Origin of the sequence: Pontimonas salivibrio (genome assembly GCF_002950575.1) — a bacterium.
Taxonomy (GTDB): Bacteria; Actinomycetota; Actinomycetes; order Actinomycetales; family Microbacteriaceae; genus Pontimonas; species Pontimonas salivibrio.
In genome coordinates this window covers 225,740-246,765 of sequence record NZ_CP026923.1, presented here as the reverse complement: position 1 = coordinate 246,765, position 21,026 = coordinate 225,740, and the positions used below count along the sequence as shown (strand labels likewise).

Here is a 21,026-nt window from a genome sequence, read left to right as displayed (position 1 = left end):
TACTCACGGCGCACCCGATAAAGTCCTCGCTGTGGGGAGCAATGGGGATCAGTGGTTCAGTCTGTGTCGAAGAGCACCACAGTGAGCGTTTTCTCGCTAGCCAATATTCGAGACTTAGCGCAGGTCCGGTTGCGCAGCGGTGCTTTGCGGGAAAAACAGCTGTATCGGTCCGACGATGTGAGCACCATCGACGCTGCGGGAGCCCGCGCACTTCACAAAGAGGGAATCCGGCACGTCTTTGACTTGAGGGGCGCCCCGGAGCAGCAGATGACCGGTCGCGGGCCGCTAGAGGGCCTCACCGGCTACGACCACCTGCCTTTTGTCCTTTCCCCGGTTAACGACCCCCTCCAACCGGTGGCATCAGGAACCGGCGCGGCGCTTGTGAGCCACACAGCCCTCAGCCCCCAGACGGTGGGCCACTGGTACCTGAGCGTCACCCTCGATTCGGCAGAAATCATTGTCCGCGGGCTTGAGACCTTGACCCGCATTGAGGGCGCCACCGTTTTTCACTGTGCGGCAGGAAAGGACAGAACCGGAATTTTCGCCGCATCCGTGTTGTCAGTGTTGGGCGCACCAGATGAAGAAATCGTGAATGACTACCACGCCACTGAGGCGCAATTGGAGCGAGTCTTTGACCGGCTTCGGGCAGCACCGTATGGATTCTTTCTGCAAAACCTCCCCCACGCCGGCGCACTGTTAAGGGCGCAGAAGGACACGATGCGCGCATTTCTCGACAAGGCCCGCCTCGACCACGGGGGCCTTGAGGAACTACTCAAAGCCCGTGGCCTGAGCCAAGACTCCATTAATCAACTGCGCGCCCGACTCGTGGATGGAGATTAAGCGATGACACCCCAGGCGCCGTACGCTGAGGCTCTCACCCACCTCGGTGACCGCTGTGAGGTCATGGCGGGCCTCATTGGCATCCACCGCCCACCGGGCTTTGCACCGGTGGAGCCGGAGAAATATTTCGATGTCCTAGTGTGTTCAATTGTCGGACAGCAGCTCTCTGTCCGTGCAGCCGACACCATCGAAGCGAGGCTGCGAGCGCTCGTGGGTCCACTCACTCCTGAGCGAATACTCGATGCCCGCGAAGAAGACCTTCGCGCCTTAGGTTTTTCTCGCTCCAAGGTGGCCTACAGTCACGGCTTGGCGGAAGCTTTTCTGAACAACACGATTACCCCCCACCTGCTGACCGATGCGCCCGATGAGACCGTCGTCTCAACATTGACCGCCGTGAAAGGGATCGGTCCGTGGACGGCGGAAATGTTCATGATGTTTGGTCTTGGCAGACTCGATGTGTGGTCCCAGGGAGACTTGGGGCTTCGTCGCTCAATGGAGCACTTCTTTGGCGAGGCGACCCCGGCAATCGCCGAACGCTGGAGGCCCTATCGTTCGGTGGCAGCCTGGTACCTCTGGGAGCACTCGGATCAACTCCAGGGCCGAATCATTCCCCCAGCTGACTAAGAACCAGCCGGAGTCAGGAACCGTTGGCCTGTCGCCGAATAAGACGGTCGACAACAAAACCCAGCAGGATAGCCACCACCACGGCAACGATGAGGGCCAGCCACCACTGATCCCCAAACCAGGATCCTGCACCGGCGCCAATACCGACATACGCACCCGCCCACACCACACACCCCACAGCGGAGAGCGCCACAAAGCGCCACACCGGATAGCCGCTGGAGCCTGCAGCAGCGTTCACCAAAATGCGGCCTTAAGGAATGTAGCGGGCGGACATGATGTAGAGCGGACCCTGGGTGTCCAGTCGCGCCCTTGTCCAACGCAGCGCGGTACCCACCCGTGACCCATCACGAAGCCAACGGGTCCTTGCTAACCCACGGCCAACAAAAAACACGCCAATATCCCCCAGGTGGGCACCCAGTGCAGCCGCTGCCGCAAGCCCCCACAGGCTGGGGGCACCGAGGCTGACCGCGGTACTGGCCAACCCCGCCACTACCGTTTCGCTGGGCAGGACAATAGTGAAGGCATCGGCCGCCGAGAGCAATAAGACAATGGGGTAGACCCAGACCGATTGGGCGAAGTCGAAGGCCACGGCCTCAAAAGCAGTCACACTCTGTGTTGTACGCCACGAAGGTGAACAGAAGCATGGCGAGCGCCCTAAAAGACTGGAAGCGTTTATCAGCAGGAGTACTACGCTGGGGCTACCGGAGGTGTCCGGAACCCAAGAAAGAGGAGGCCCCCATGAAAACGAACCGGCCGACCAATGAGTATGAACTGCGTGAAGGTCAAGCAGAAAAAGCTCGCTTGAACGCGGAAGAAATTCCCCAAGAGGAGCTCGAAGAACAAGAGCGAGAAGAACGCAAAGGCCTCAACAACCCCAACTAGGTGTCACGCTGAGCCCACACCGGGCTACTGCGGTGGCAGCGCAATCGCACCGGTGTGGTCGTCACGGCGCCAGTTAGGCAGTTGCCAATTGAAGGCAATCGCCAACAGGCGCCACGTGGCAGCTACGAGCGCCGAAATAGCCACCGACACTGCAGGTGACGCGCCCAATTCGTTGAGCCCCCACACCAACCAACCGCCCACAAAGGCGATGATGGCGTAATGCTGGTAACTGGCAACAAGCCACGGCACCTTATTGAGCAGTACGTCGCGCAAAATTCCGCCTACCGAGGCGGTGATCACGCCCATCATGGTTGCGATCAGAGGGCTTGACCCATTCTGGAGGGCGATTTGCGCGCCCGAGGCCGCAAAAACTCCCAGCCCTAGCGCATCAGGCCACTGAATGGCCCGTTCAGTGAGATCGAAATGTCGGGATCGCAGCACCATGGCGCCAAGCACAGACAGCCCGATAATCACCCACAAATACTCTTGGTGGATCACCCAAAAAAACGGTGACCGATCGAGAAGTAAATCACGAATCGTCCCACCACCGAGGGCGGTGAGTAACGCAATGACGACCACCCCGACAAGGTCCAGTCTGGCCCGCACGGCGGCCACCACACCGGAAAGCGCGAAAGCCACGACGCCAATCGCTTCAAACACGAAAAGCACACCTTGAACGGTGCTGTCGCTGATGGTGAAGTCCACGCTCACAGTGTGGCAGGAATCCTCCGAATCCAGGTGACACTGATACCCCTACGGGTATAGTGGAAACCTGGCCTCAGTGGCCCCGTTACGCTGGTAAGAACGCGACCCCAAGGAGATCCACCCCGCATGGAAACCGAAGCCAAATGTCCCATTGTCCACGGCGCAGCAAGCACACAGGGTGTGGCGAACATGGAATGGTGGCCCAACGCCCTCAACCTTGACATTCTCCACCAGCGCGACACTAAGACCAACCCTCTTGGTCAGGATTTTCAATACCGCGAGGAGCTCAAAAAGCTCGATGTCGACGCCCTGAAAAAGGACCTCCACGCGTTGATGAATGACAGCCAGGTGTGGTGGCCTGCTGACTGGGGTCACTACGGCGGACTGTTCATTCGGATGGCTTGGCACTCAGCAGGTACCTACCGCACCGCGGATGGCCGCGGTGGTGGAGGAACCGGTTCGCAACGTTTCGCGCCCCTCAACTCTTGGCCGGACAACGGAAACCTCGATAAAGCCCGTCGCCTGCTGTGGCCGATTAAGAAAAAGTACGGCAACAAGGTCAGCTGGGCTGACCTGATGATCCTCGCGGGAAATATTGCCTACGAATCAATGGGGCTGAAGACTTTCGGTTTCGGCTTCGGTCGTGAAGATGTCTGGCACCCCGAAATCGACACCTACTGGGGTTCAGAAAAAGAGTGGCTTGCCCCCAGCGACAGCCGCTACGACTCCGTCGACAACCCCGCCACGATGGAAAACCCTCTCGCCGCAGTGCAAATGGGACTCATCTACGTGAACCCAGAGGGTGTCAATGGAAACCCTGACCCACTCGCCACCGCCGCACAGATTCGCGAAACCTTTGCTCGCATGGCGATGAATGACGAAGAAACAGTGGCCCTCACTGCTGGCGGCCACACGGTCGGAAAATCTCACGGTAACGGCCGGGCCGAAAACCTCGGGCCGGAGCCGGAAGCAGCCGACATTAGTGAACAGGGACTCGGCTGGAACAACCACACAACCCGCGGTGTGGGTCGCGACACCGTCACCAGTGGAATTGAAGGTGCGTGGACAACAGAGCCCACCAAGTGGGATAACGGCTACTTCTACCTACTGTTCACCTACGAGTGGGAACTCACCAAATCTCCCGCCGGTGCGTGGCAATACCAGCCGGTCGGCATTAAAGAAGAAGACATGCCAGTCGATGTGGAAGACCCATCGATTCGTCTCAACCCGATGATGACCGACGCTGACATGGCCATGATCAAAGACCCCGCATACCGAGAGATTTCGGAGCGCTTCTACAAAGACCCCGATTACTTCTCGGACGTATTCGCCCGGGCCTGGTTCAAACTCACCCACCGCGACATGGGACCCAAAGTTCGCTATGTCGGACCCGATGTCCCCGAAGAGGACCTGATCTGGCAAGACCCGGTACCTGCAGGACGTAGCGACTACAACGTCGATGCCGTGAAAGCCCGCATCGAACACACAGACCTGTCCATCTCGGACATGGTCTCGACGGCGTGGGATTCTGCCAGGACATTCCGCGGTTCCGATATGCGTGGTGGCGCCAACGGCGCACGCCTGCGTTTGGCCCCTCAGCGCGAATGGGAAGGCAACGAACCCGAACGTCTAAACCGGGTGCTGAGCGTGTTGGAACCCATTGCCGAAGAGTTCGACATCAGCGTTGCTGATGTGATCGTGTTGGCCGGAAATGTCGGTGTCGAACAGGCAGCCAAAAATGCCGGCGTCGATGTGAGCGTTCCCTTCAGCCCAGGCCGCGGTGATGCCACTCAGGAGCACACGGACGCTGAGTCGTTCGAGCCTTTGGAGCCCATCCACGATGGTTTCCGCAACTGGGTCAAGAAAAACTACACCGTCCCCGCCGAAGAGTTGATGCTCGATCGAGCCCAGCTCATGGGCCTCACCGCTCCAGAAATGACTGTGTTGATTGGTGGCATGCGCGCCATTGGCACCAACCACATGGGCGCCCAGCACGGTTACTTCACCGACAACCTCGGAGCGCTCACGAACGACTTCTTCGTGAACCTTACGGACATGTCCAACGTGTGGGAGCCCCACGGGGACAACCTTTACAACATCCGTAGCCGCCATGACGGTCAAGTGAAATGGACAGCGACCCGCGTGGATTTGGTGTTTGGGTCAAACTCAATCCTCCGTTCCTACGCCGAGGTTTACGCCCAGGACGACAACAAGCAAAAGTTTGTTGAAGACTTCATCAAGGCCTGGAACAAAGTGATGAACGCTGACCGGTTCGACCTGGTTCACTAGTCGCATCGCGTTACTGGGGGCCCCATCACGCAACTGCGTGGCGGGGCCCCCAGTATTTTCCGAGGACACTTACTCAACCCCTCGGCCGCCCATGTCGGTCTTTGGAGGTTTCGGCTAAAAACCCGGCCACAATCCCCCGGAGAAAGACGGCGGTTGAGTGAACACTCGACAACGTTCAGTCACATCATTGGATTATCAGTGACACTGGAGGTAATAACAAGGCGCCTGAGGGCTGCTGCCCTCGCGGACCCGAAGCACACAAAGCTCCGCGGACCAAGGGTGGCCTAAGACCCCAACAAAGGAGCGCGCATGACACAAGAATTCACAGGCAAAACCGTCCTGGTAACTGGCGGCGGATCGGGCATTGGCGAGGCTGTTGCCCTGCAGCTCGGCCGTGAAGGAGCCAATGTCGCGGTAGCGGATATTGACCTTGCCGCGGCGGAAGCCGTCGCTAAGAAGGTTGTTGACGCCGGCGGTAGTGCACAAGCCACCGCGGTAGATGTGGGCGACCCCGAAGCCGTCAAGGCGATGGTCGACTGGACAGTCAAGACGTTCGGTCACCTGCACGGCGCATTCAATAACGCCGGAATTGGTGGTCCCACCGGCCTTCCGGAAGACATCGACATTGCCGAGTACCACAAGCTGATGGATGTGAACTTGCACTCCGTGTTCTACGGAATCAAGTACCAGGCGCCGGAAATCGTCAAGTCTGGTGGAGGGTCGATTGTGAACACCTCCTCCATTTTGGGTCTCGTTGGCGAGGGAGGCTTCTTGCCCTACGTCACTGCCAAACACGCTTTGGTGGGAATGACCAAGGCTTCTGCACTGGCATACGCGGCTCAGGGTGTTCGAGTGAACTCAGTTCACCCCGGGTACATCAATACGCCGTTGCTCGCCAACAACCTCGATGCGGAAACAATGGCTGGACTGGTAACCCTGCACCCGGTCGGGCGCCTCGGCGAATCTGAAGAAGTTGCCGAAGTGGTCTGCCTCCTACTGTCCGATAAGTCCTCGTTTGTCACGGGCTCACAGTATGTCGTCGATGGTGGCTACGTCACCAAGTAGACCCCTTCATAAGGCCCCCACCTTCGGGTGGGGGCCTTATTCATTCCCCTTCCGCAATCCGCTGCGCGGTGGGGTCCTGTTGTGTCTACAGAATGTCTACATGCCGGGTAGGGTCGAAGGGTAAGTTGCGGTGTTCTGCCGTGCGTCCTGCGGCCCGCTGATGTGCCTGTCTGAAGCAGAGATTCAGTCGTTCCCTCCCCCAATAGACAGGTGTTTTGTGTCCGCTGTTTCTTCTCTTCCTGAGCCCCACAACCGCTACCGCATCGAGCCCACAGTGTGGCAAGCACTTCGCTCACCTCGTTTGCTCACGCGTGAAGTACTCGCCGGGCTTGTCGTCGCCTTAGCGCTGATCCCGGAAGCGATTGCGTTTTCCCTTATCGCTGGGGTCGACCCCCGCGTGGGCCTGTTTTCCTCTTTCATCATGGCCGTGTCGATTGCGTTTCTGGGTGGCCGGCCTGCGATGATTACGGCCGCAACAGGCGCCATTGCGCTGGTGATTGCTCCTGTGGCCCGCGAGTATGGTTTGGAATATTTCATCGCCACGGTCATTTTGGCGGGGCTGTTTCAAATCGTGTTCGCCCTTTTTGGGGTGGCAAAACTGATGCGCTTTATTCCCCGCTCAGTCATGGTCGGCTTCGTGAACGCTCTCGCCATCATGATTTTCACCTCGCAGTTGCCAGAGCTGCTGGGTGTGCCATTCATGGTCTACCCGTTGGTGGCAGCTGGTCTGCTGATCATGTGGCTGATGCCCAAGATCACGAAAGTGGTTCCCGCCCCGCTGGTGTCCATCGTGTTGGTCACCACGGCAGCAGTGGCCTGGGGGTTGAATGTCCCCACGGTCGGCGATAAGGGGGCACTGCCCCAGTCACTGCCGTCTCTGTTTATTCCCGATGTCCCCTTCACGTGGGAAACCCTGGAAATCATTGCGCCATTTGCTTTCGCTATGGCCGTGGTCGGTCTGATCGAATCGCTGTTGACCGCGAAGCTGGTCGACGAAATCACCGACACCCACTCGCGGAAAACCCGTGAAGCACTCGGCCAGGGGGGTGCCAACATCCTGTCGGGCTTCTTTGGCGGCATGGGCGGTTGCGCCATGATCGGCCAAACCATGATCAACGTGAAGGCATCCGGCGCGCGTACACGTATTTCGACCTTCCTCGCGGGAGTATTCCTCTTGATGCTGGTGCTACTCCTGGGGGACCTCGTCGCGATTATTCCCATGGCGTCACTCGTCTCGGTGATGATCGTCGTGGCGATCGCCACTTTCGATTGGCACAGCATCAAAATTTCGACCATCAAAACCCTGCCCAAGAGTGAAATGTTCGTGATGCTCACCACCGTGGTGATCACCGTGTGGACACACAATTTGGCTATTGGTGTCGCCGCCGGTGTTCTGGTCGCCATGGTGATGTTTGCCAGAAGGGTCGCCCACTTCACCAACGTGGCACGAGAAGAAACCGTTGACGCTGAGGGCCCATTCGTGCGCTACACGGTAGTCGGGGAGTTGTTCTTTGCCTCCAGCAACGACCTGACTACCCAGTTTGAGTACTCGAAAGACCCGGAGCGGGTAGTGATTGACCTCTCCCAATCCCATGTCTGGGATGCCTCCACTGTGGTTGCCCTCGACGCCATTGAAAACAAATATGAGGAACGTGGCAAGAAGGTCACCTTTGAGGGAATGAATGACGCCACAATCGCTTTCCACACCAGGCTCACCGGCGAGCTGTAGGCCCGGCATTACCGTCGGGCCAGCCACTCGCTTCGTGAAACAGATTGCTTCACACGCACAGGCGCAGGAAGGCCAACGCCCACGATGGTGACACTCTGAGCTCAGTCAGGGTGCGCCAGAGCCTCTAGTCCACCGAGATGTGGGCGTGGAGAAACCAGCGGTCCTTATCCAGTTCCCCAAGAATCCCAATCGCCACATCCTGGCTCACCGAGTCAACCTCGCCCAATTCATCGACCGCGACCTTTAGCGGCTCTCGCACCGCGTCGATGGCACCAATCACGACATTGATTGCCGCGGCGGCCTGAATAAAGCGTGGTTCCGGCGATGCAGCGGAAGCATTCTTCACCACCGCCTCTTTGGTCATGTTCACTGGTAGGCCTAAAGCCACCACACGCTCGGCGAGGGTGTCAGTGTGGCCGAGTGCTCGACTCACCACTCCATCCAGCAGTTCATGCACGGCGATAAACGTGGCACCGCGGACGTGCTATTGCATCTGTTGACCAATCAGTGCCAAACCGGCGAGATTTTGAATGATGGGATCGAAAAGTTACCCAACCTTTTGGACGGCGTGCGTCTAGTTATCAAAAGTGTGTTCAGACATCCTGTGCGCCTTCAGCCCCCTCTGACGCTAACAGCGCTGTGTGAGTGGGTCCAACGTCACGTGGACCGCCTGCGTCCACGAGTTGCAGGCCCGATGAGGTCGTTAGTCAACCTTTCCCCCCCTCCAAAATCGTGAAGGAAATCTGATCGTGTGGCCCCACGGCTGACGCATTTCGAACCGCAATTGGCTAGGTCGTGGGGTTTTTTGACGTCAACTTTGCGACGCTTTCTATAGAGACAGTGGGGCTGTTGGAGGACATCGGGTCAGCGAGAGGAATATTCCTTACTAATTCAACGGCTCATGTATTTCACAAAGGCTTCCATCGCCCTACGCCTCATGTGGCGCCGCCACCGAATGGCCTAAACGGCCTCCTCCCAAAATCTGCGCGTATACGCGTATAACCCCTGGTGAGGAGATAAACCCGCACCTCGACACCAATTTATGTGTGTTCGCACATAAAAATAGGAAATGCTCTAAGTCCCAGTGTGTTTAATGCATAATTATGTGTGAACGCACATAAACGAGAGGCGGAGGGTGCTGGGATCGTCACCGTCAATTGCTTCGACACTGCGGGCGCGGCGCAAAAAGTTGGGCTTAACCCAGCAAGATGCAGCGGAGCTCGCTGGAGTGTCCGTGCGATTTGTCCACGACTGCGAGTCGGGCAAGGCCTCAGTGCAGTTAGATCGGGTCCTAGCCTTCGCCGCGGCCCTCGGCCTTACCCTCTCCCTTGCACCGCGCCAACCCGAACCAACCAAAGCTGAAAGTCAGCCACATGAGCATTGATGACGACTCCTGGCAAGAGCCCGTTAATGAGGCCGACGTCTACAAAGCAGGAGTACTGGCTGCTCGTCTGACGAAAACCGAGAACGGGGTCAGTTTTTCTTACCTCGATGCTTACCTTGAGAATTTCGACGGGCATGAGGCCGCCGTTGCCACCACACTGCCGCTAACCGACCAACCACTCACTAGCCCTTCGGGGGCTGTGCCGGCATATTTTTCTGGCCTGCTCCCGGAAGGTCGCCGACTCACGGCACTGCGTCGGCGCATCAAAACCTCTGCCGATGATGAACTGGGTTTGCTGGTGGCCGTGGGTCACGACACTGTGGGGGATGTGCAGGTTGTCCGCCGCGGCCACACACCAGAAACTCCAGGCGAGCAAAAGCCCACTCTTACTGACCCGTCAACCGTGTCGTTTTCCCAGCTTCTTGCCGACGACGTCCCGCTCGATGGAGTGGCACTGGCTGGTGTGCAAGAAAAGGTCTCGGGCAAGAACATTACGGTTCCCGTGAAGCACAAAAACCGGGACACGATCCTCAAACTCAACCCACCGGAATACCCCCACCTTGTCGAAAACGAGGCCTACTTCCTCACGCTCGCCAGACGAGCGGGGATCCCTGCTGTTGATCACTCAGTCATATATGACAGGGACGGAGTCAGTGGCCTACTGGTGAGCCGATTCGACCGACCGGCAATACCAGGCGGCCCCGGGGAATCACCGCGCATGCTCCCGGTGGAAGACGGTTGCCAAGTGTTGGGTCTCTGGCCTGCCGACAAATACAACACCACGATGGACACAGTCATCACCGTGTTATCGGGTTTGTGTGCGGCGAACCTCGTCGCGGTGCGCCTCGCTTTCGAGCAAGTAGTGTTCGCGCTCCTCACCGGAAACGGCGACCAACATGCGAAAAACATGTCGATCGTTCGCCGAGATGGTGAGTGGGTGCTCGCCCCCGCCTATGACCTTCCCTCCACTCTCATTTATGGTGATTCAACGCTCGCCCTCCCGATTGCTGGTAGGCGCCGTGATATTTCTCGTCGCCAACTGATCGCCTTTGGCAACTCGCTAGGACTCTCCAGCAAAATCACCGAACGAATCATCACCAAACTCTTGGATGCCACAGGTGATCTGGAGGCAGACCTTCGAGCCGGCGCCCTACCCTTCGACTCACCGCGAATCGCCGACACAGTCACCGCACTGCGATACCGCCGCCGCCTGGTCAGTCACTCATAGGCAGCTGGCGCAACCCAAAGGACCAACACACGGGGATTACACCACAGGTCGTCCCCTGCGGTACCACCACGTACCGACGCCGATTGCGGCGGCGAGCAAGAGGGCAAGGCCGATGACCCACCAGAGGAAGGCAAGGCTTTGCTCTTGAGTGTCAATGACAGCAGCCTGAGCATCTTCGACCAACACTCCGAGGTTCGCCGAGCGCACATAGCCATCGTCCCCGACCCCTTGAATTTGAAGAGTGTGCTCACCCGCCGAAATCAGGTTGGGGTCAACTTTCAACGTGCCACTAAAGTCACCGTTGCTATCGATCTCCACGGTGCCGAGCAGAGTGGGTTCCGAAAACAGCCAGACATCGCTTCTCGTCCCGGGCATGAAACCACCGCCGGAGACCTCGACGGTTTCATTACGCACCAGTTTTAGTAATGCTCCTTCTTCACTGGGTTCAACGCCACCGTCTGGGGAGGCCACGTTTACCGACATCGTCCAGCCATCCCCCTCAACGACCGCAAGTTTCTGGTCCCGGACTGCCGTCACACGCACGGGAACCGGAACGCCCGCTTCTGTCGCGACGGACTGCCCGGGAGCCATTGTCGGAATGACACCGTCTACCCGGTTGAGCTCTGGAGTAGGTACGGGCTGCGCGATGTTGACGGTCATCTCCATCACTGTCTGGTTCCCGTCCTCATCGAGAGACACGACCTGGAGTGTTTGTGGGCCAATCGGAAGGGGCGCATCCTGGGGCCTCGTTGCGAATGGAGCGGAACCCTCAAAAGATCCATCCTGGCCAACAGGGATTTGAGCCAACTCTTTAGAGTCATCTCCATTGAGGGGGAGAAATATTTGAACGGTCGAACCCGGTTGAAGTCCTGATCCTCGCAAGGTGGTCGCGGAGCCTTTTCGGACTTCAAGGCCCCTTGAGCCGTCGGCGCCGTCAACCACTCGACCTTGAGCCTGGTCTACTTGGACTCCGAGGTTCACGGAACCTGCGCGTACGTTCAGCTGGTCACCCCCGGTAACGCTGGTTTCGGTTTGAACCGAACGTCCGCCCACAAGCGCAGATGGTGCACGGGGAGGTGCGGGCGCTACGCCCCCGCGAAGCACCGGACCGGTGGTAGTGAGGTTGGCGTTGGGCCTCGGCGGGTCAACCCGCGCAGGTGCTCGAACCGCAGGTGTGGAGGCCACCACCGGAGCGGTCGTTTCCTCGTCGTCGTTATTGCCGTTGTTGTTGTTATTCGCTACCGGTCGCACAAGAACGATCGTTAATTCTGCGTCAACGGTAGCCGCGAGGAAGGCTCCTTGCTCGGCTGCTGAGGCTCTCAATGTGCAGGTGCCGACCGCATCAAAGGTCAGATTGTTTGAGCCATCAAGGGCGCAGTTTGGATCGCCGGCGACGCTCACGCTGTAACTCACCGCGGTACTAGCCGACGCGGCGTTTAGGCCAGAACCAATTTGGAGTCCACTTTGAGACAGCAAGAGTGTGCGTTGTGACGGAGGCAACGTCCAGGTCGCGCTCTGTGAACCGCGTGGTGTGGTCTCCTCAGATTCCGATGAGGCAGTACCGTCAGATGTCACCCCACCGCTCTGGATTTGGGGGATGGTTCTGAAGACATAACCGGTACCATTTGTCAGACCGGTAATTGTCGAAGCTTGACCATTTCCCGAAAGTGTTTCGAAAGTAGACCAGTTACTTCCCGAGTCGTCGGAGTACTGCACCTTCGTCCCCGCCAAGGTTTCGCCATCTTCAAGAGTCGGGTTCACCCACGAAATGGCCACCTGAGAATCACCCGTTTCGGTGATGGTCGGCGCATTGACCACAATAATTTTGAAAGACCGAGAAGCCGTCAAATTCACGTCCCCATCGGGACCGCCGTCATCAGTTGCTGTCACCTCGACGTTGATTGTCGCGTTAGGAGCATTTGACGGTGGCTGGAGGGTGACCAGGCGCGTCGTGGTGCTCACCCCGCCTGAGCTCGAACTGGTTGCCGTCCCAATTGTTGCCCAATCCGGAAACGTTCCACCTACTGCAACCGTCACCGTGTCATCGTCGGGATCTGTCGCGGATATTGTGAAGGTCGTGGCGGTGTCGGTCCCTGCGACCACCCGAAACTCTTGGTTCGCGTCAAAACCTGAAATCGAGGGTGCAGTGTTGTCCGTGGTGATGAACTCGATGCCAATGTCTCTCGTGACGAAACCCACAACAGCGTTACCGTTGTCGCCATCTAGCTCTTCAACTCGGAGCTTGATTGCCAAGCTGTTGTTCGAGACACCAGCAATGTGGCTCGAAACAGCACTAGAAATTGCCAAGTCACCCCCGGAGGAAACGGTGGCGAGATCTTGTCCTCCTAGTGCAGAGGCACTCCAACTCAGACCCTCCCCGCCAGTACCGCCATCGTCATTCTCGGCAGAAACGGGGGTTCCATTCTTGTCAACTACCTCGGTGGAATCCTCCATGAAGCTGTAGGACAGCGTGGTGTTTTTCGTGGTGTTCGGAGACTCGCCTCCGAGGTTTTGGGAAAAGTTCTGACCCCCACCAATTTGGGTCTGCAAGGAAGAGGTGAAACGGGGAGATCCAAACCATCCCGAGTCTTCCGGATCTGGGTTAGCCGGGTCGAAGTAGAAGCCGACTTCATAACTGAAGGAAGACTGTCCTACGTTGAAGTTTGTGCTGATTCGAGCACTACCATCCCAGGCAAAGGAGTGCAGCCCCGCTGTCCCCGAAGTGGGGAGAGGGCAATAATAAACGTCTGATTGACTGAGGCCTCCCACATAGCTTCCGTCGCAAGTTACTGAGGTAAAATCTTCCCCAGGTAACTTTCGTTTCTCTGGACTGGTATCTCCTCCGCTTTTCCACACACTGTTGACCAAAACTTTCGCGTAGAAGACACCAGTACCTTCTTCCTCGATGTCTGAGACTGCGTTGTACTCCACAATGTCAACTTTCGGCTCAACGCCTATAAAGTGACCAGCCCAGGCTGGCTGTGCTGGCCCGAGGGCGACAATAAAACCTGTCGCCAAGACAAAGGCCATCATCATTGCGACCAGGCGGGGCCGGCGCGTCCATGCGTAGAGCATTACAAACTCCCAAGCGGGTTCAGCAACAAATAGAAAGTTTGCAAGTAATCCTTCACTTTAGCCGATTTAGAAGAGAAAAGAAAAGTTTTCTCTTTATTCAACTGCTAATGAAGCGTCAAAGGCAACAGCCAACTCCTACCAAAGCGTCCTGCGCCGATTCGGAAATCAAGAGCCGCATCAGCCGCGGAGGCAATTGCCCGGCACCATTCACCACCAGCCAGCGGTTACATTCAATCGACAAGCATTCGCGGGTAGCACGCTCGCACTACCCAGGTTTCGTTGCCCGAGGGAGCAGTCAAGCGCGCGAGCTAGAGGCTCGAGTGGTGACTCCCCAAGTCCTTCATGAAAGTGACAGAGGTAACCGCGTAACCCTTCGCCCGAAAGAACCTGTGAGCATCTTCATTTGCGACGCCGCTTTCCAGAAAAATTCGCGCAATTCCCACACTGTTGAGGGATTTTTCAACCCACGAAATCAGCTGCGACCCTACCCCCAGACCTCGTTGGTTCTCCGCGACAATAAAGTCTTCGATTGTGGCAAACGGCACGGGATCCTGATTATCGCCCTCATCTCTGTCACGTGTAACTGTGGCGAATCCCACAATCTGTCCCTCTCGTTCGGCTACGGCGACACGAACCCCGGGGTGCAGAAACGGCCCTCCAGAAAGGTCCAACCGTGCCATTTCTCTCCGGTGAATTTCAGCAATGTCGGGAGACCAAAGCCCTGGGGCGTCGGCGCGACCATCCATCAGTTCACCGTGTGAAATGTATGCGTTGTGGATTCCCTCCAGGAAAAGAGAAGTGATTTCCTCGACGCGTTGAGCATCACAGAGCCAAGTAACCGACAATCCAAGACCCTCCGAGAGCGCATCGGTCACGATGGGCACCCCTTCACACTTGGTTGAGGAAAAGAGATTAGGTTACGAGAATACGGCGCAACTCTGAGGGTTGAATTCCTTCGTCGGATTGTATGACTCGCTCCATCAAACGCTGCAGCCTTTGCGAGTAGTGGTTGCCCACGCCAGCCTCCCATACAGCGCGGAAACCGGGCGCTTTCCCCACATCGTTAAACCAAGGCAACCATGTCTCCAAAATGCTCGCTTCGACTAATTCATTGCAGTGCAACTCGACTTGCAACTCGAATAGGTTGAGAATCTGGGACACATAGTTGTGGTATGCCTTCAACTCGGCCGGTTCAGTGGGCGCCCCGACGCCGGTGTAAAGAGGCCGAATCAAGTCGACGTGATCCACTTCAAAACGGTGCAAGTCGATGGACGCGAGCTCAAGGCGTTGATAGATCTCAAACTGACTGCGTTTTTGTTCACGCTTCGCCTGCGCCCTGTCCCGATTGCGTTGGCTTCGCAACTCGAGAAACACAGCAATGAACGCAAGAAAAATCCCAATGTCGAGCGTCAAAGCGAAATTCATTGCAGCGACCCCTCACTGTTTTTGGAGCCAAAGATGACTCCTCGGAATTAAAAGGTAACCCCACTACTGCGCTTGAGCCTAGGCAGCGGGGGGACAAAAAACGAACCCTGTGATCCGCCGAGTCCCGGCAACCTCCGAAATGCAGGACATGATCTCGATTGGGCAAGCCCGGCTCAAGCAAGACCACGAACCGGAAGAGCGCGAAACCTTCGCGAAGGAACCCCCTAGCCCAGCAGTCACCACCATCAACCCGGCTCCCAAGGTCAGAAGATGTCTAAAGTGTCCGATTTGGCACGCCCGGAGGGATTCGAACCCCCAACCTTCTGATCCGTAGTCAGATGCTCTATCCGTTGAGCTACGGGCGCACATCGTTTTCACGACGTGTTAGAGCATATCAGCCATCGTGACGCGTCGATTTGGCAGTCCTCTTACAACGCTCAGAGCAATAGCGAACACTGCCCCAGTCGCGCTCCCACTTTTTGCGCCACTCAAACTCCAGTCCGCAGTGCTCGCACACCTTAGGCAGATGCCCGCCCTTCGTTTTCGCGACCACCGGGTTACCTCGAGGAAATCGCGGCGAACTTCCGAATGGACAGCGGGACGAAAATCGCCAGCATCACTGCCATTCCAATCAATACCGTCAACAGCGGGTTTTGGGCTGTCCAGCTTTCCCCCACAGGGAAAGCGTCAGGGACGTTGCCAAAAAGCTCACGCGATGTTTGCACTAGCGCCGACACCGGGTTCCATTCCGCAAACGCACGAAGCGGGCCGGGCAGGGTGCTGGAGGGAACAAAAGCGTTGGAGATGAAAGTAATCGGAAAGAGAATGAGGAACGAGACGTTGTTGATGATTTCTGGGCTTCTCACACTCATCCCCACATAAGCCATCACCCACGAAAAGGAGTAGGCAAAAAGGAGGATGAGCGCCACCGCGGCGAGCGCTTCGAAGAAACTGGAGCGCACCCGCCAGCCCACAATGAACCCGGTGATCATCATGACCGCCATCGAGGCGGCATTGATGAACATGTCACCGTTGGTGCGGCCCACGAGCACCGCCGAGGGGTTCATCGGGAGGGTGCGAAACCGGTCAATGATGCCGTCTTTAAGATCTTGGGCCATCGCTGAGCCCGAATAGGTGGAGCCAAACACCACCGTTTGGGCGAAGATTCCCGCCATCAGGAACTCCTGATAGCTGGATCCGGGAATTTCGATCACACCGCCATAGACGTAGGTGAACAGCAGCACAAACATGATGGGTTGGATCAGGGTGAAGACCAAAATGTCGGGGACCCTTTTGATTTTGAGAAGGTTGCGCTTGGTGGTGACCCAACCGTCAGAGAGGAACCGTCCAAGCGGTGTTCCGGTGGGTTGGAGGGTGGCGTGCGAGGTGTCGCTCATGCGCGGGTTTCTTTCTTCTGGGCCTCGTCAGTGTTACCGGCAGTGAGGTCATCGGCGTCCTGGCCATCGGCGCTGCGTCCCGTGAGTTCCAAGAACACGTCGTCGAGGGTGGGCCGGCGCATGCCGGCGTCGTTGAGTTCAATGTTGGCTTCGGCAAATGCGCGAAGGACCGCTTGAAGTGTTTTGGGCGCGTTGTCCACCGCGATCGCTAACTGTCGCTCATCGGTTCCCACGCTGGGCTCACCCTGGCCGTGGGATGCAAGGAGTTCGCGTGCGGCTCCGACCTGGTCGAGGTCGTGAACGGTCACTTCCACTCGGGCGCCACCGATTTGATCTTTTAGTTCATCGGCAGTGCCCCGGGCAATCACTTTGCCGTGGTCGACAACCGCAATACTGTCGGCCAGTTGGTCGGCTTCTTCCAGGTATTGGGTGGTCAGTAAAACGGTGGTGCCCTCGGTGACAAGGTTTTTGATGATGTCCCACAGGGCGAGCCTGCTTCTAGGGTCCAACCCTGTGGTGGGCTCATCCAAAAACAGCACAGGAGGTTTAATGACCAAAGCACCCGCGAGGTCAATACGACGGCGCATTCCACCGGAGAAGCCTTTGACTGGGCGGTGGGCTGCCTCCACCAAATCGAACATTTCAATGAGCTCCCGCGCACGGGCTTTCGAGTCCGCCGGGGAGAGGTGGTAAAGCCTGCCGACCATGTCCAGGTTTTCAAAACCCGTCAGGTTCTCATCCACGGCAGCGTACTGACCACTCACGCCAATCATCCGACGAATGGCATCGGGTTTAGCCAATACATCGACGCCGCCAATGGTGGCGTGACCCGAATCGGGTTTTGTCAGTGTGGTGAGTACTTTCACTGTGGTGGTTTTCCCAGCACCGTTGGGGCCTAAAAGCCCCAGGATGCTTCCCTGCGGGACCTCGAGGCTGACGCCATCAAGGGCAGTCACCGTTTTGCCGGAGGACTGATAGGTCTTGACGAGGTTGCTGGCAGAAATAAAGCTCACCGTTGAACGTTAGTCGACTTCAGGCAGGGCTGAGTGAACCGGGCATTCAGCGTCAGCTACAGCGCTGCGACAGTTTTTTCCCTTCATCGCTAATGGCAAAGGAATACACGTGCCGAGAACTAATACATCAACAGCTTCGAGCGCAGAATGCGCTCGAAGGTTTCCACACTGCCGTCAGAGACGCTCAAATCGTTCCAGTCCATGATCATGCTGAGCTGGCCGTCATCGCCTTCAATGAGCACACAGGGCTCACGGCCTGCGCTTGCCTGAGCCTCAGCGTCCGTCGTTTCGTTACGGTGTCGCAGCACAATGTCATGGCCTTCGCCTGCAAGGCGGGTTTCCATTTCTTTCCACGCTTTTTTCTTACGAATCGGCGAATGGGTGATGTCACACAGTGCGCATTCCACGGCGCCCACCATGTGACCCAGGACGTAAGCAAGCTCGCCACGTAGACCGCCGTCCGCGTTGTAGATGCCAATGATTCGCGCCACCACACACCTCGTCGCTTTTTCCGGGATCCAAACGTGTGTGCTGAGGCTAACAACACCGGCTGGGCACATTGCCCTAAGGAAGGGCGACGAGGGCCTGCGGCCCGAAGTGATCGCCCAGGGCCTGTCAAACCGAAAACTCTAAGGTGAAGGGATGATGCGTATTGGGTTCGGACTCATCGCGATTGCTGTGCTTTTGGCCGGGTGCCAGCCCGCACCTATCGACCCACCCGATGCTCCGGTGGAACAGACACCGGAAGAATCAGCAGAAGAGAGTTCACCACCCGATGGGTCGGAAACGGGCACTGCCCGCACAGGTTTCCAGCCGGCGGCCACGCCTGTTTTTTGTTCCGAGTTTGATCCAGGGAATCTGGAATGGTTCGAGTTGGGCCTAGGCGGGCCACGGGACCTTGTCAGTTCTGAAGGCTCCGAGTTGAGCGTTCAACGCGCTTCGCTTCCTTCGACAGACTCGGAGCGCTACAACACCATTGCGGAGATCTGCCCGGGCTTCCACCTGGTGAGCACCCACGTTGGCGACACAAAAATACTTTCCGTCGATGAGGGCCGCTTCGCTGATACCGCCAACCTCACCCCCGCAGGTTCCCTGAACAACCCAGCCGACGCGGGAGTTATCGGCGGCGGGCCTACGTGGGGTTTTCGTGACTCCCTTGTCGCCGGTGACTACCTGTATCTTTCCGACGCCGTGCTCGATGTCGAGCAACAGTGTGTGTCGGTGGCCATTCACCGCGTCGCCGTCGAAGAAGTCCTCACCGTGGACGATGCCACAACCGACGTGATCTACACCTCCACACCCTGTGTGAGTTACACCGATGACTACCGTGCACGGGCTCCTCTCAAAGTGCACCTCGGTGGGGCACTGGCCTACCGGGGCTCAAGCGATGAGCTCTACCTGACCATCGGTGACATGCATTTGGGCTCAAGCACCATTGGTCAGGCTGAAGCGATTGGGGTCGACAACGTCGAAAAGGATTACGCGCTCCTGCGTGATGACACGGCAGCGATTTCTGCCGTGGTCGCGATTTCTGATCCAGCCCAATCCGCCCAGTCTCGTGTGTTCGCGAAGGGTCTTCGAAACTCTTTGGGGATCACCGTCGTCCGGACCGACCGACTGTGGCTTACCGACCACGGCCCACAAGGTGGCGATGAGCTGAACCTCATCGAAGAGGGCGCAGACTACGGCTGGCCGCTGACGTCTGAAGGCCAGCCTTACGACCGTTCGAATTACCCGGACGACCCGAATTCCCTTCCGGCCCCCTGGCTCGATATTTACCTCTCTCAACAGGAGGGCACCGTCGATCCAGCAACGAGTTGGTCGCCCGCAATCGCCCCCACGGCAATCATTCAGTACCCAGAAGGGGCAACCGGGATAGCGAATTGGGCGGGAGATTTGTTGATTGGTTCGCTGCGCGGCCAAGCGCTCATTCGACTGGCCCTCACCCCCGAGTCGACCATCACTGAAGACCGGGTGGAGCTGGGTGAGCGCATCCGGGACATGGTGGTGACACCAGGCGGGCAAATACTGGCCGTGACTGACTCGTCTCGACTGTTGGTGGTGTCTGGCTAAAGTCTGGCCAGTTCGTCGATGTCGACGAGGAAATCCTCGGCAACATCTTTCGAGACGGTCATTCGGGTATGACCAATCGCCCAGTCGTAGTCGTCGGTACTGGGACCGGTTTGGTTTCCGTCCTGGTACACCGCGTCTTCTAACGCCCGTTGGGAGCCTTTGCGGGCTGCGTATTCGATATCGGCGGGGGAAAAACCTGCCGTTCTCTCTACCAGGCGATCCAAATCGACACCCTCTAAAGACTGCGGTGGGATGTACCGGGTCCAGATCGAGCGTCTCGCATCCTCATCGGGTAGCCCGATAGGGATGACGTAGTCAAAACGCCCGTGGCGCAAAAAAGCGGCGTCGAGCGCCCGAATAAAGTTGGTCGCCACAATGAGCAGTCGACCGCGTCCTTCCCTAAACAAGGGAATCAGCTTCAACAGTTCGTTCGTGACCCCTTGGGTCGGTGCGGGGGGTTCACCTTTACGGTGGGAGGCAATTTCTTCCACCTCATCGATAAAGACCACCACGTTATCCAACTCAGCAATTTGAGTGAAGGTGTCGCGCAATGCACCGGCCATCCCTCGCGAGTCTCCCGCCAACCGGGCGGGGAACACTTCCACAAAAGGCCAACTCAGCCGGGACGCCACCGCTTTCGCGAACGTTGTTTTTCCTGTTCCTGGAGGGCCAAACAACACGATCGCCCGTGGGGGCTCCACCCCAAACGTCTCGGCAGTGTCCGGATCTTGCAGGGGCAGCACGAGTCGTCGCTCGAGCAGCTGTTTCTCGTTTTGCATCCCCGCGATGCTGGTCCACAAATCGGGAGCAAGGTGTCTCCCGCCAAGCTCCGCGAGAGTGGCCCGCTCTTTTTCACTCATGGGAAGCTGGCGCTCAAAGTAGCTGAGGTGGTTCTTATCGACAAACCCTGACCGGTGTAAGACACCGGTGTCGTGTTGCTGATCGGGCACCAAAATACTCAGCTTGGTCAAACCAAGCGGTGTCAACCGGTTTTCCAGGGCTGCCAACAACGCACTGCCGATGCCCTGTCGGCGCATGGGTTCCGTGGTCCAGAAAAACACAATCCAGCCCTGTTCGTGGGCGGCTCGGGCAACGGCGGCTCCCACCACTTTGTTGTCCGCTACGGCCACCACGGCGTGATCTTTTTCACAAGAGGCCAATACTTCAGCAACCGAATAGACGGGCTCTTGCCCGGATTGTTTAGATTCTTCCCATAGGGCAAGAAGCGCGTCAGTGTCGACGGGGTGAAACTCGCGAATACGAAACGTCATGATGGTCCTCCCACAGTGAATGAATA

At 57.6% G+C, this 21,026-nt stretch carries 20 protein-coding genes, 1 tRNA gene and 1 pseudogene; 9 read left to right on the top strand and 13 right to left on the bottom strand.

The genetic code is table 11. The annotated features are described in order from the left end of the window. Positions 1-81: 81 nt before the first annotated feature. Together C3B54_RS01310 and C3B54_RS01305 are read left to right on the top strand one after the other, a co-directional pair. Positions 82-840, top strand: a complete 759-nt coding sequence (locus C3B54_RS01310; RefSeq protein WP_158665459.1) for a tyrosine-protein phosphatase — start codon at positions 82-84, stop codon at positions 838-840. A gap of 3 nt (positions 841-843) precedes the next feature. Next, positions 844-1,464, top strand: a complete 621-nt coding sequence (locus C3B54_RS01305) for a DNA-3-methyladenine glycosylase family protein (protein WP_104912897.1) — start codon at positions 844-846, stop codon at positions 1,462-1,464. A 13-nt stretch (positions 1,465-1,477) separates the two neighbouring features. On the opposite strand, the gene C3B54_RS01300 is transcribed toward C3B54_RS01305, so the two are convergent. Further along, complete coding sequence (locus tag C3B54_RS01300) at positions 1,478-1,702, bottom strand: DedA family protein (protein ID WP_104912896.1); 225 nt, start codon at positions 1,700-1,702, stop codon at positions 1,478-1,480. Between the two features lie 12 nt (positions 1,703-1,714). Continuing rightward, positions 1,715-2,071, bottom strand: a complete 357-nt coding sequence (locus C3B54_RS01295; protein WP_104912895.1) for a hypothetical protein — start codon at positions 2,069-2,071, stop codon at positions 1,715-1,717. A gap of 131 nt (positions 2,072-2,202) precedes the next feature. Between C3B54_RS01295 and C3B54_RS08730 the strand changes: the two genes are divergently transcribed. Beyond that, on the top strand, positions 2,203-2,346 hold the full coding sequence (locus C3B54_RS08730) for a hypothetical protein (protein ID WP_158665458.1): 144 nt from the start codon (positions 2,203-2,205) through the stop codon (positions 2,344-2,346). Between the two features lie 24 nt (positions 2,347-2,370). Here the strand turns inward: C3B54_RS08730 and C3B54_RS01290 are convergent, their stop codons facing one another. After that, positions 2,371-3,051 (bottom strand): trimeric intracellular cation channel family protein, encoded by a 681-nt coding sequence (locus C3B54_RS01290; RefSeq protein ID WP_245867962.1) that lies wholly within the window; start codon positions 3,049-3,051, stop codon positions 2,371-2,373. A gap of 126 nt (positions 3,052-3,177) precedes the next feature. Between C3B54_RS01290 and katG the strand changes: the two genes are divergently transcribed. From katG to C3B54_RS01275, 3 genes are all read left to right on the top strand, one after another. Further along, positions 3,178-5,340 (top strand): catalase/peroxidase HPI, encoded by a 2,163-nt coding sequence (gene katG / locus C3B54_RS01285; protein WP_104912894.1) that lies wholly within the window; start codon positions 3,178-3,180, stop codon positions 5,338-5,340. A gap of 309 nt (positions 5,341-5,649) precedes the next feature. Next, complete coding sequence (locus tag C3B54_RS01280; protein WP_104912893.1) at positions 5,650-6,405, top strand: SDR family NAD(P)-dependent oxidoreductase; 756 nt, start codon at positions 5,650-5,652, stop codon at positions 6,403-6,405. Between the two features lie 217 nt (positions 6,406-6,622). Then, positions 6,623-8,134: a SulP family inorganic anion transporter gene (locus C3B54_RS01275; RefSeq protein WP_245867961.1), complete on the top strand. Its 1,512-nt coding sequence runs from the start codon at positions 6,623-6,625 to the stop codon at positions 8,132-8,134. Positions 8,135-8,258: 124 nt separating this feature from the next. Here the strand turns inward: C3B54_RS01275 and C3B54_RS01270 are convergent. Beyond that, a pseudogene (locus C3B54_RS01270) lies at positions 8,259-8,606 on the bottom strand (ferritin-like domain-containing protein); the annotation flags it as partial. Between the two features lie 663 nt (positions 8,607-9,269). Here C3B54_RS01270 and C3B54_RS01265 point away from each other — a divergent pair. Together C3B54_RS01265 and C3B54_RS01260 are read left to right on the top strand one after the other, a co-directional pair. Then, the gene (locus C3B54_RS01265) at positions 9,270-9,518 is read left to right on the top strand and encodes a helix-turn-helix transcriptional regulator (RefSeq protein WP_245867959.1); all 249 of its coding nucleotides are present in this window, start codon (positions 9,270-9,272) and stop codon (positions 9,516-9,518) included. Then, positions 9,508-10,746 carry a type II toxin-antitoxin system HipA family toxin gene (locus tag C3B54_RS01260; protein ID WP_104912890.1) on the top strand — a complete coding sequence of 413 codons (1,239 nt, stop codon included), beginning with the start codon at positions 9,508-9,510 and terminating at the stop codon, positions 10,744-10,746. The genes C3B54_RS01265 and C3B54_RS01260 overlap by 11 nt, the downstream gene beginning before the upstream one ends. A 36-nt stretch (positions 10,747-10,782) precedes the next feature. Here C3B54_RS01260 and C3B54_RS01255 read toward each other — a convergent pair whose 3' ends face one another. The 8 genes from C3B54_RS01255 to C3B54_RS01220 all read right to left on the bottom strand — a co-directional run bounded on the left by C3B54_RS01255 (position 10,783) and on the right by C3B54_RS01220 (position 18,147). Further along, positions 10,783-13,821, bottom strand: coding sequence for a fibronectin type III domain-containing protein (locus C3B54_RS01255; protein ID WP_104912889.1), 3,039 nt, complete (start codon positions 13,819-13,821; stop codon positions 10,783-10,785). A 308-nt stretch (positions 13,822-14,129) separates the two neighbouring features. Then, complete coding sequence (locus C3B54_RS01250) at positions 14,130-14,705, bottom strand: GNAT family N-acetyltransferase (protein WP_104912888.1); 576 nt, start codon at positions 14,703-14,705, stop codon at positions 14,130-14,132. Positions 14,706-14,733: 28 nt separating this feature from the next. Then, entirely contained in the window at positions 14,734-15,246 is a 513-nt protein-coding gene (locus C3B54_RS01245; protein ID WP_104912887.1) for a hypothetical protein, read from the bottom strand. 289 nt (positions 15,247-15,535) lie between these two features. Continuing rightward, positions 15,536-15,611 (bottom strand) — tRNA-Arg (locus C3B54_RS01240). Positions 15,612-15,640: 29 nt separating this feature from the next. After that, positions 15,641-15,763, bottom strand: a complete 123-nt coding sequence (locus tag C3B54_RS09015; protein ID WP_342749557.1) for a DUF2256 domain-containing protein — start codon at positions 15,761-15,763, stop codon at positions 15,641-15,643. A gap of 40 nt (positions 15,764-15,803) precedes the next feature. Beyond that, complete coding sequence (locus C3B54_RS01230) at positions 15,804-16,643, bottom strand: ABC transporter permease (RefSeq protein WP_104912885.1); 840 nt, start codon at positions 16,641-16,643, stop codon at positions 15,804-15,806. Then, a complete protein-coding gene (locus tag C3B54_RS01225; protein ID WP_104912884.1) occupies positions 16,640-17,656 on the bottom strand; it encodes an ATP-binding cassette domain-containing protein in 1,017 nt (338 codons plus the stop codon). The genes C3B54_RS01230 and C3B54_RS01225 overlap by 4 nt, the downstream gene beginning before the upstream one ends. Before the next feature lie 119 nt (positions 17,657-17,775). Then, positions 17,776-18,147, bottom strand: coding sequence for a hypothetical protein (locus C3B54_RS01220; RefSeq protein ID WP_158665456.1), 372 nt, complete (start codon positions 18,145-18,147; stop codon positions 17,776-17,778). A 151-nt stretch (positions 18,148-18,298) separates the two neighbouring features. Here C3B54_RS01220 and C3B54_RS01215 point away from each other — a divergent pair, with 151 nt between their 5' ends. Beyond that, positions 18,299-19,729 carry a PQQ-dependent sugar dehydrogenase gene (locus C3B54_RS01215; protein WP_104912882.1) on the top strand — a complete coding sequence of 477 codons (1,431 nt, stop codon included), beginning with the start codon at positions 18,299-18,301 and terminating at the stop codon, positions 19,727-19,729. Here C3B54_RS01215 and C3B54_RS01210 read toward each other — a convergent pair. Then, complete coding sequence (locus C3B54_RS01210; protein WP_104914185.1) at positions 19,726-21,003, bottom strand: ATP-binding protein; 1,278 nt, start codon at positions 21,001-21,003, stop codon at positions 19,726-19,728. The two genes, C3B54_RS01215 and C3B54_RS01210, sit on opposite strands and share 4 nt — an antisense overlap. Positions 21,004-21,026: the final 23 nt, after the last annotated feature.

Coding starts and splice junctions, on each gene's coding strand:
- C3B54_RS01305 (WP_104912897.1), top strand. CDS start 844: ATGACACCCCAGGCGCCGTACGCTGAGGCTCTCACCCACCTCGGTGAC.
- C3B54_RS08730 (WP_158665458.1), top strand. CDS start 2,203: ATGAAAACGAACCGGCCGACCAATGAGTATGAACTGCGTGAAGGTCAA.
- katG (WP_104912894.1), top strand. CDS start 3,178: ATGGAAACCGAAGCCAAATGTCCCATTGTCCACGGCGCAGCAAGCACA.
- C3B54_RS01280 (WP_104912893.1), top strand. CDS start 5,650: ATGACACAAGAATTCACAGGCAAAACCGTCCTGGTAACTGGCGGCGGA.
- C3B54_RS01260 (WP_104912890.1), top strand. CDS start 9,508: ATGAGCATTGATGACGACTCCTGGCAAGAGCCCGTTAATGAGGCCGAC.
- C3B54_RS01255 (WP_104912889.1), bottom strand. CDS start 13,821: ATGCTCTACGCATGGACGCGCCGGCCCCGCCTGGTCGCAATGATGATG.
- C3B54_RS01245 (WP_104912887.1), bottom strand. CDS start 15,246: ATGAATTTCGCTTTGACGCTCGACATTGGGATTTTTCTTGCGTTCATT.
- C3B54_RS01230 (WP_104912885.1), bottom strand. CDS start 16,643: ATGAGCGACACCTCGCACGCCACCCTCCAACCCACCGGAACACCGCTT.
- C3B54_RS01215 (WP_104912882.1), top strand. CDS start 18,299: ATGATGCGTATTGGGTTCGGACTCATCGCGATTGCTGTGCTTTTGGCC.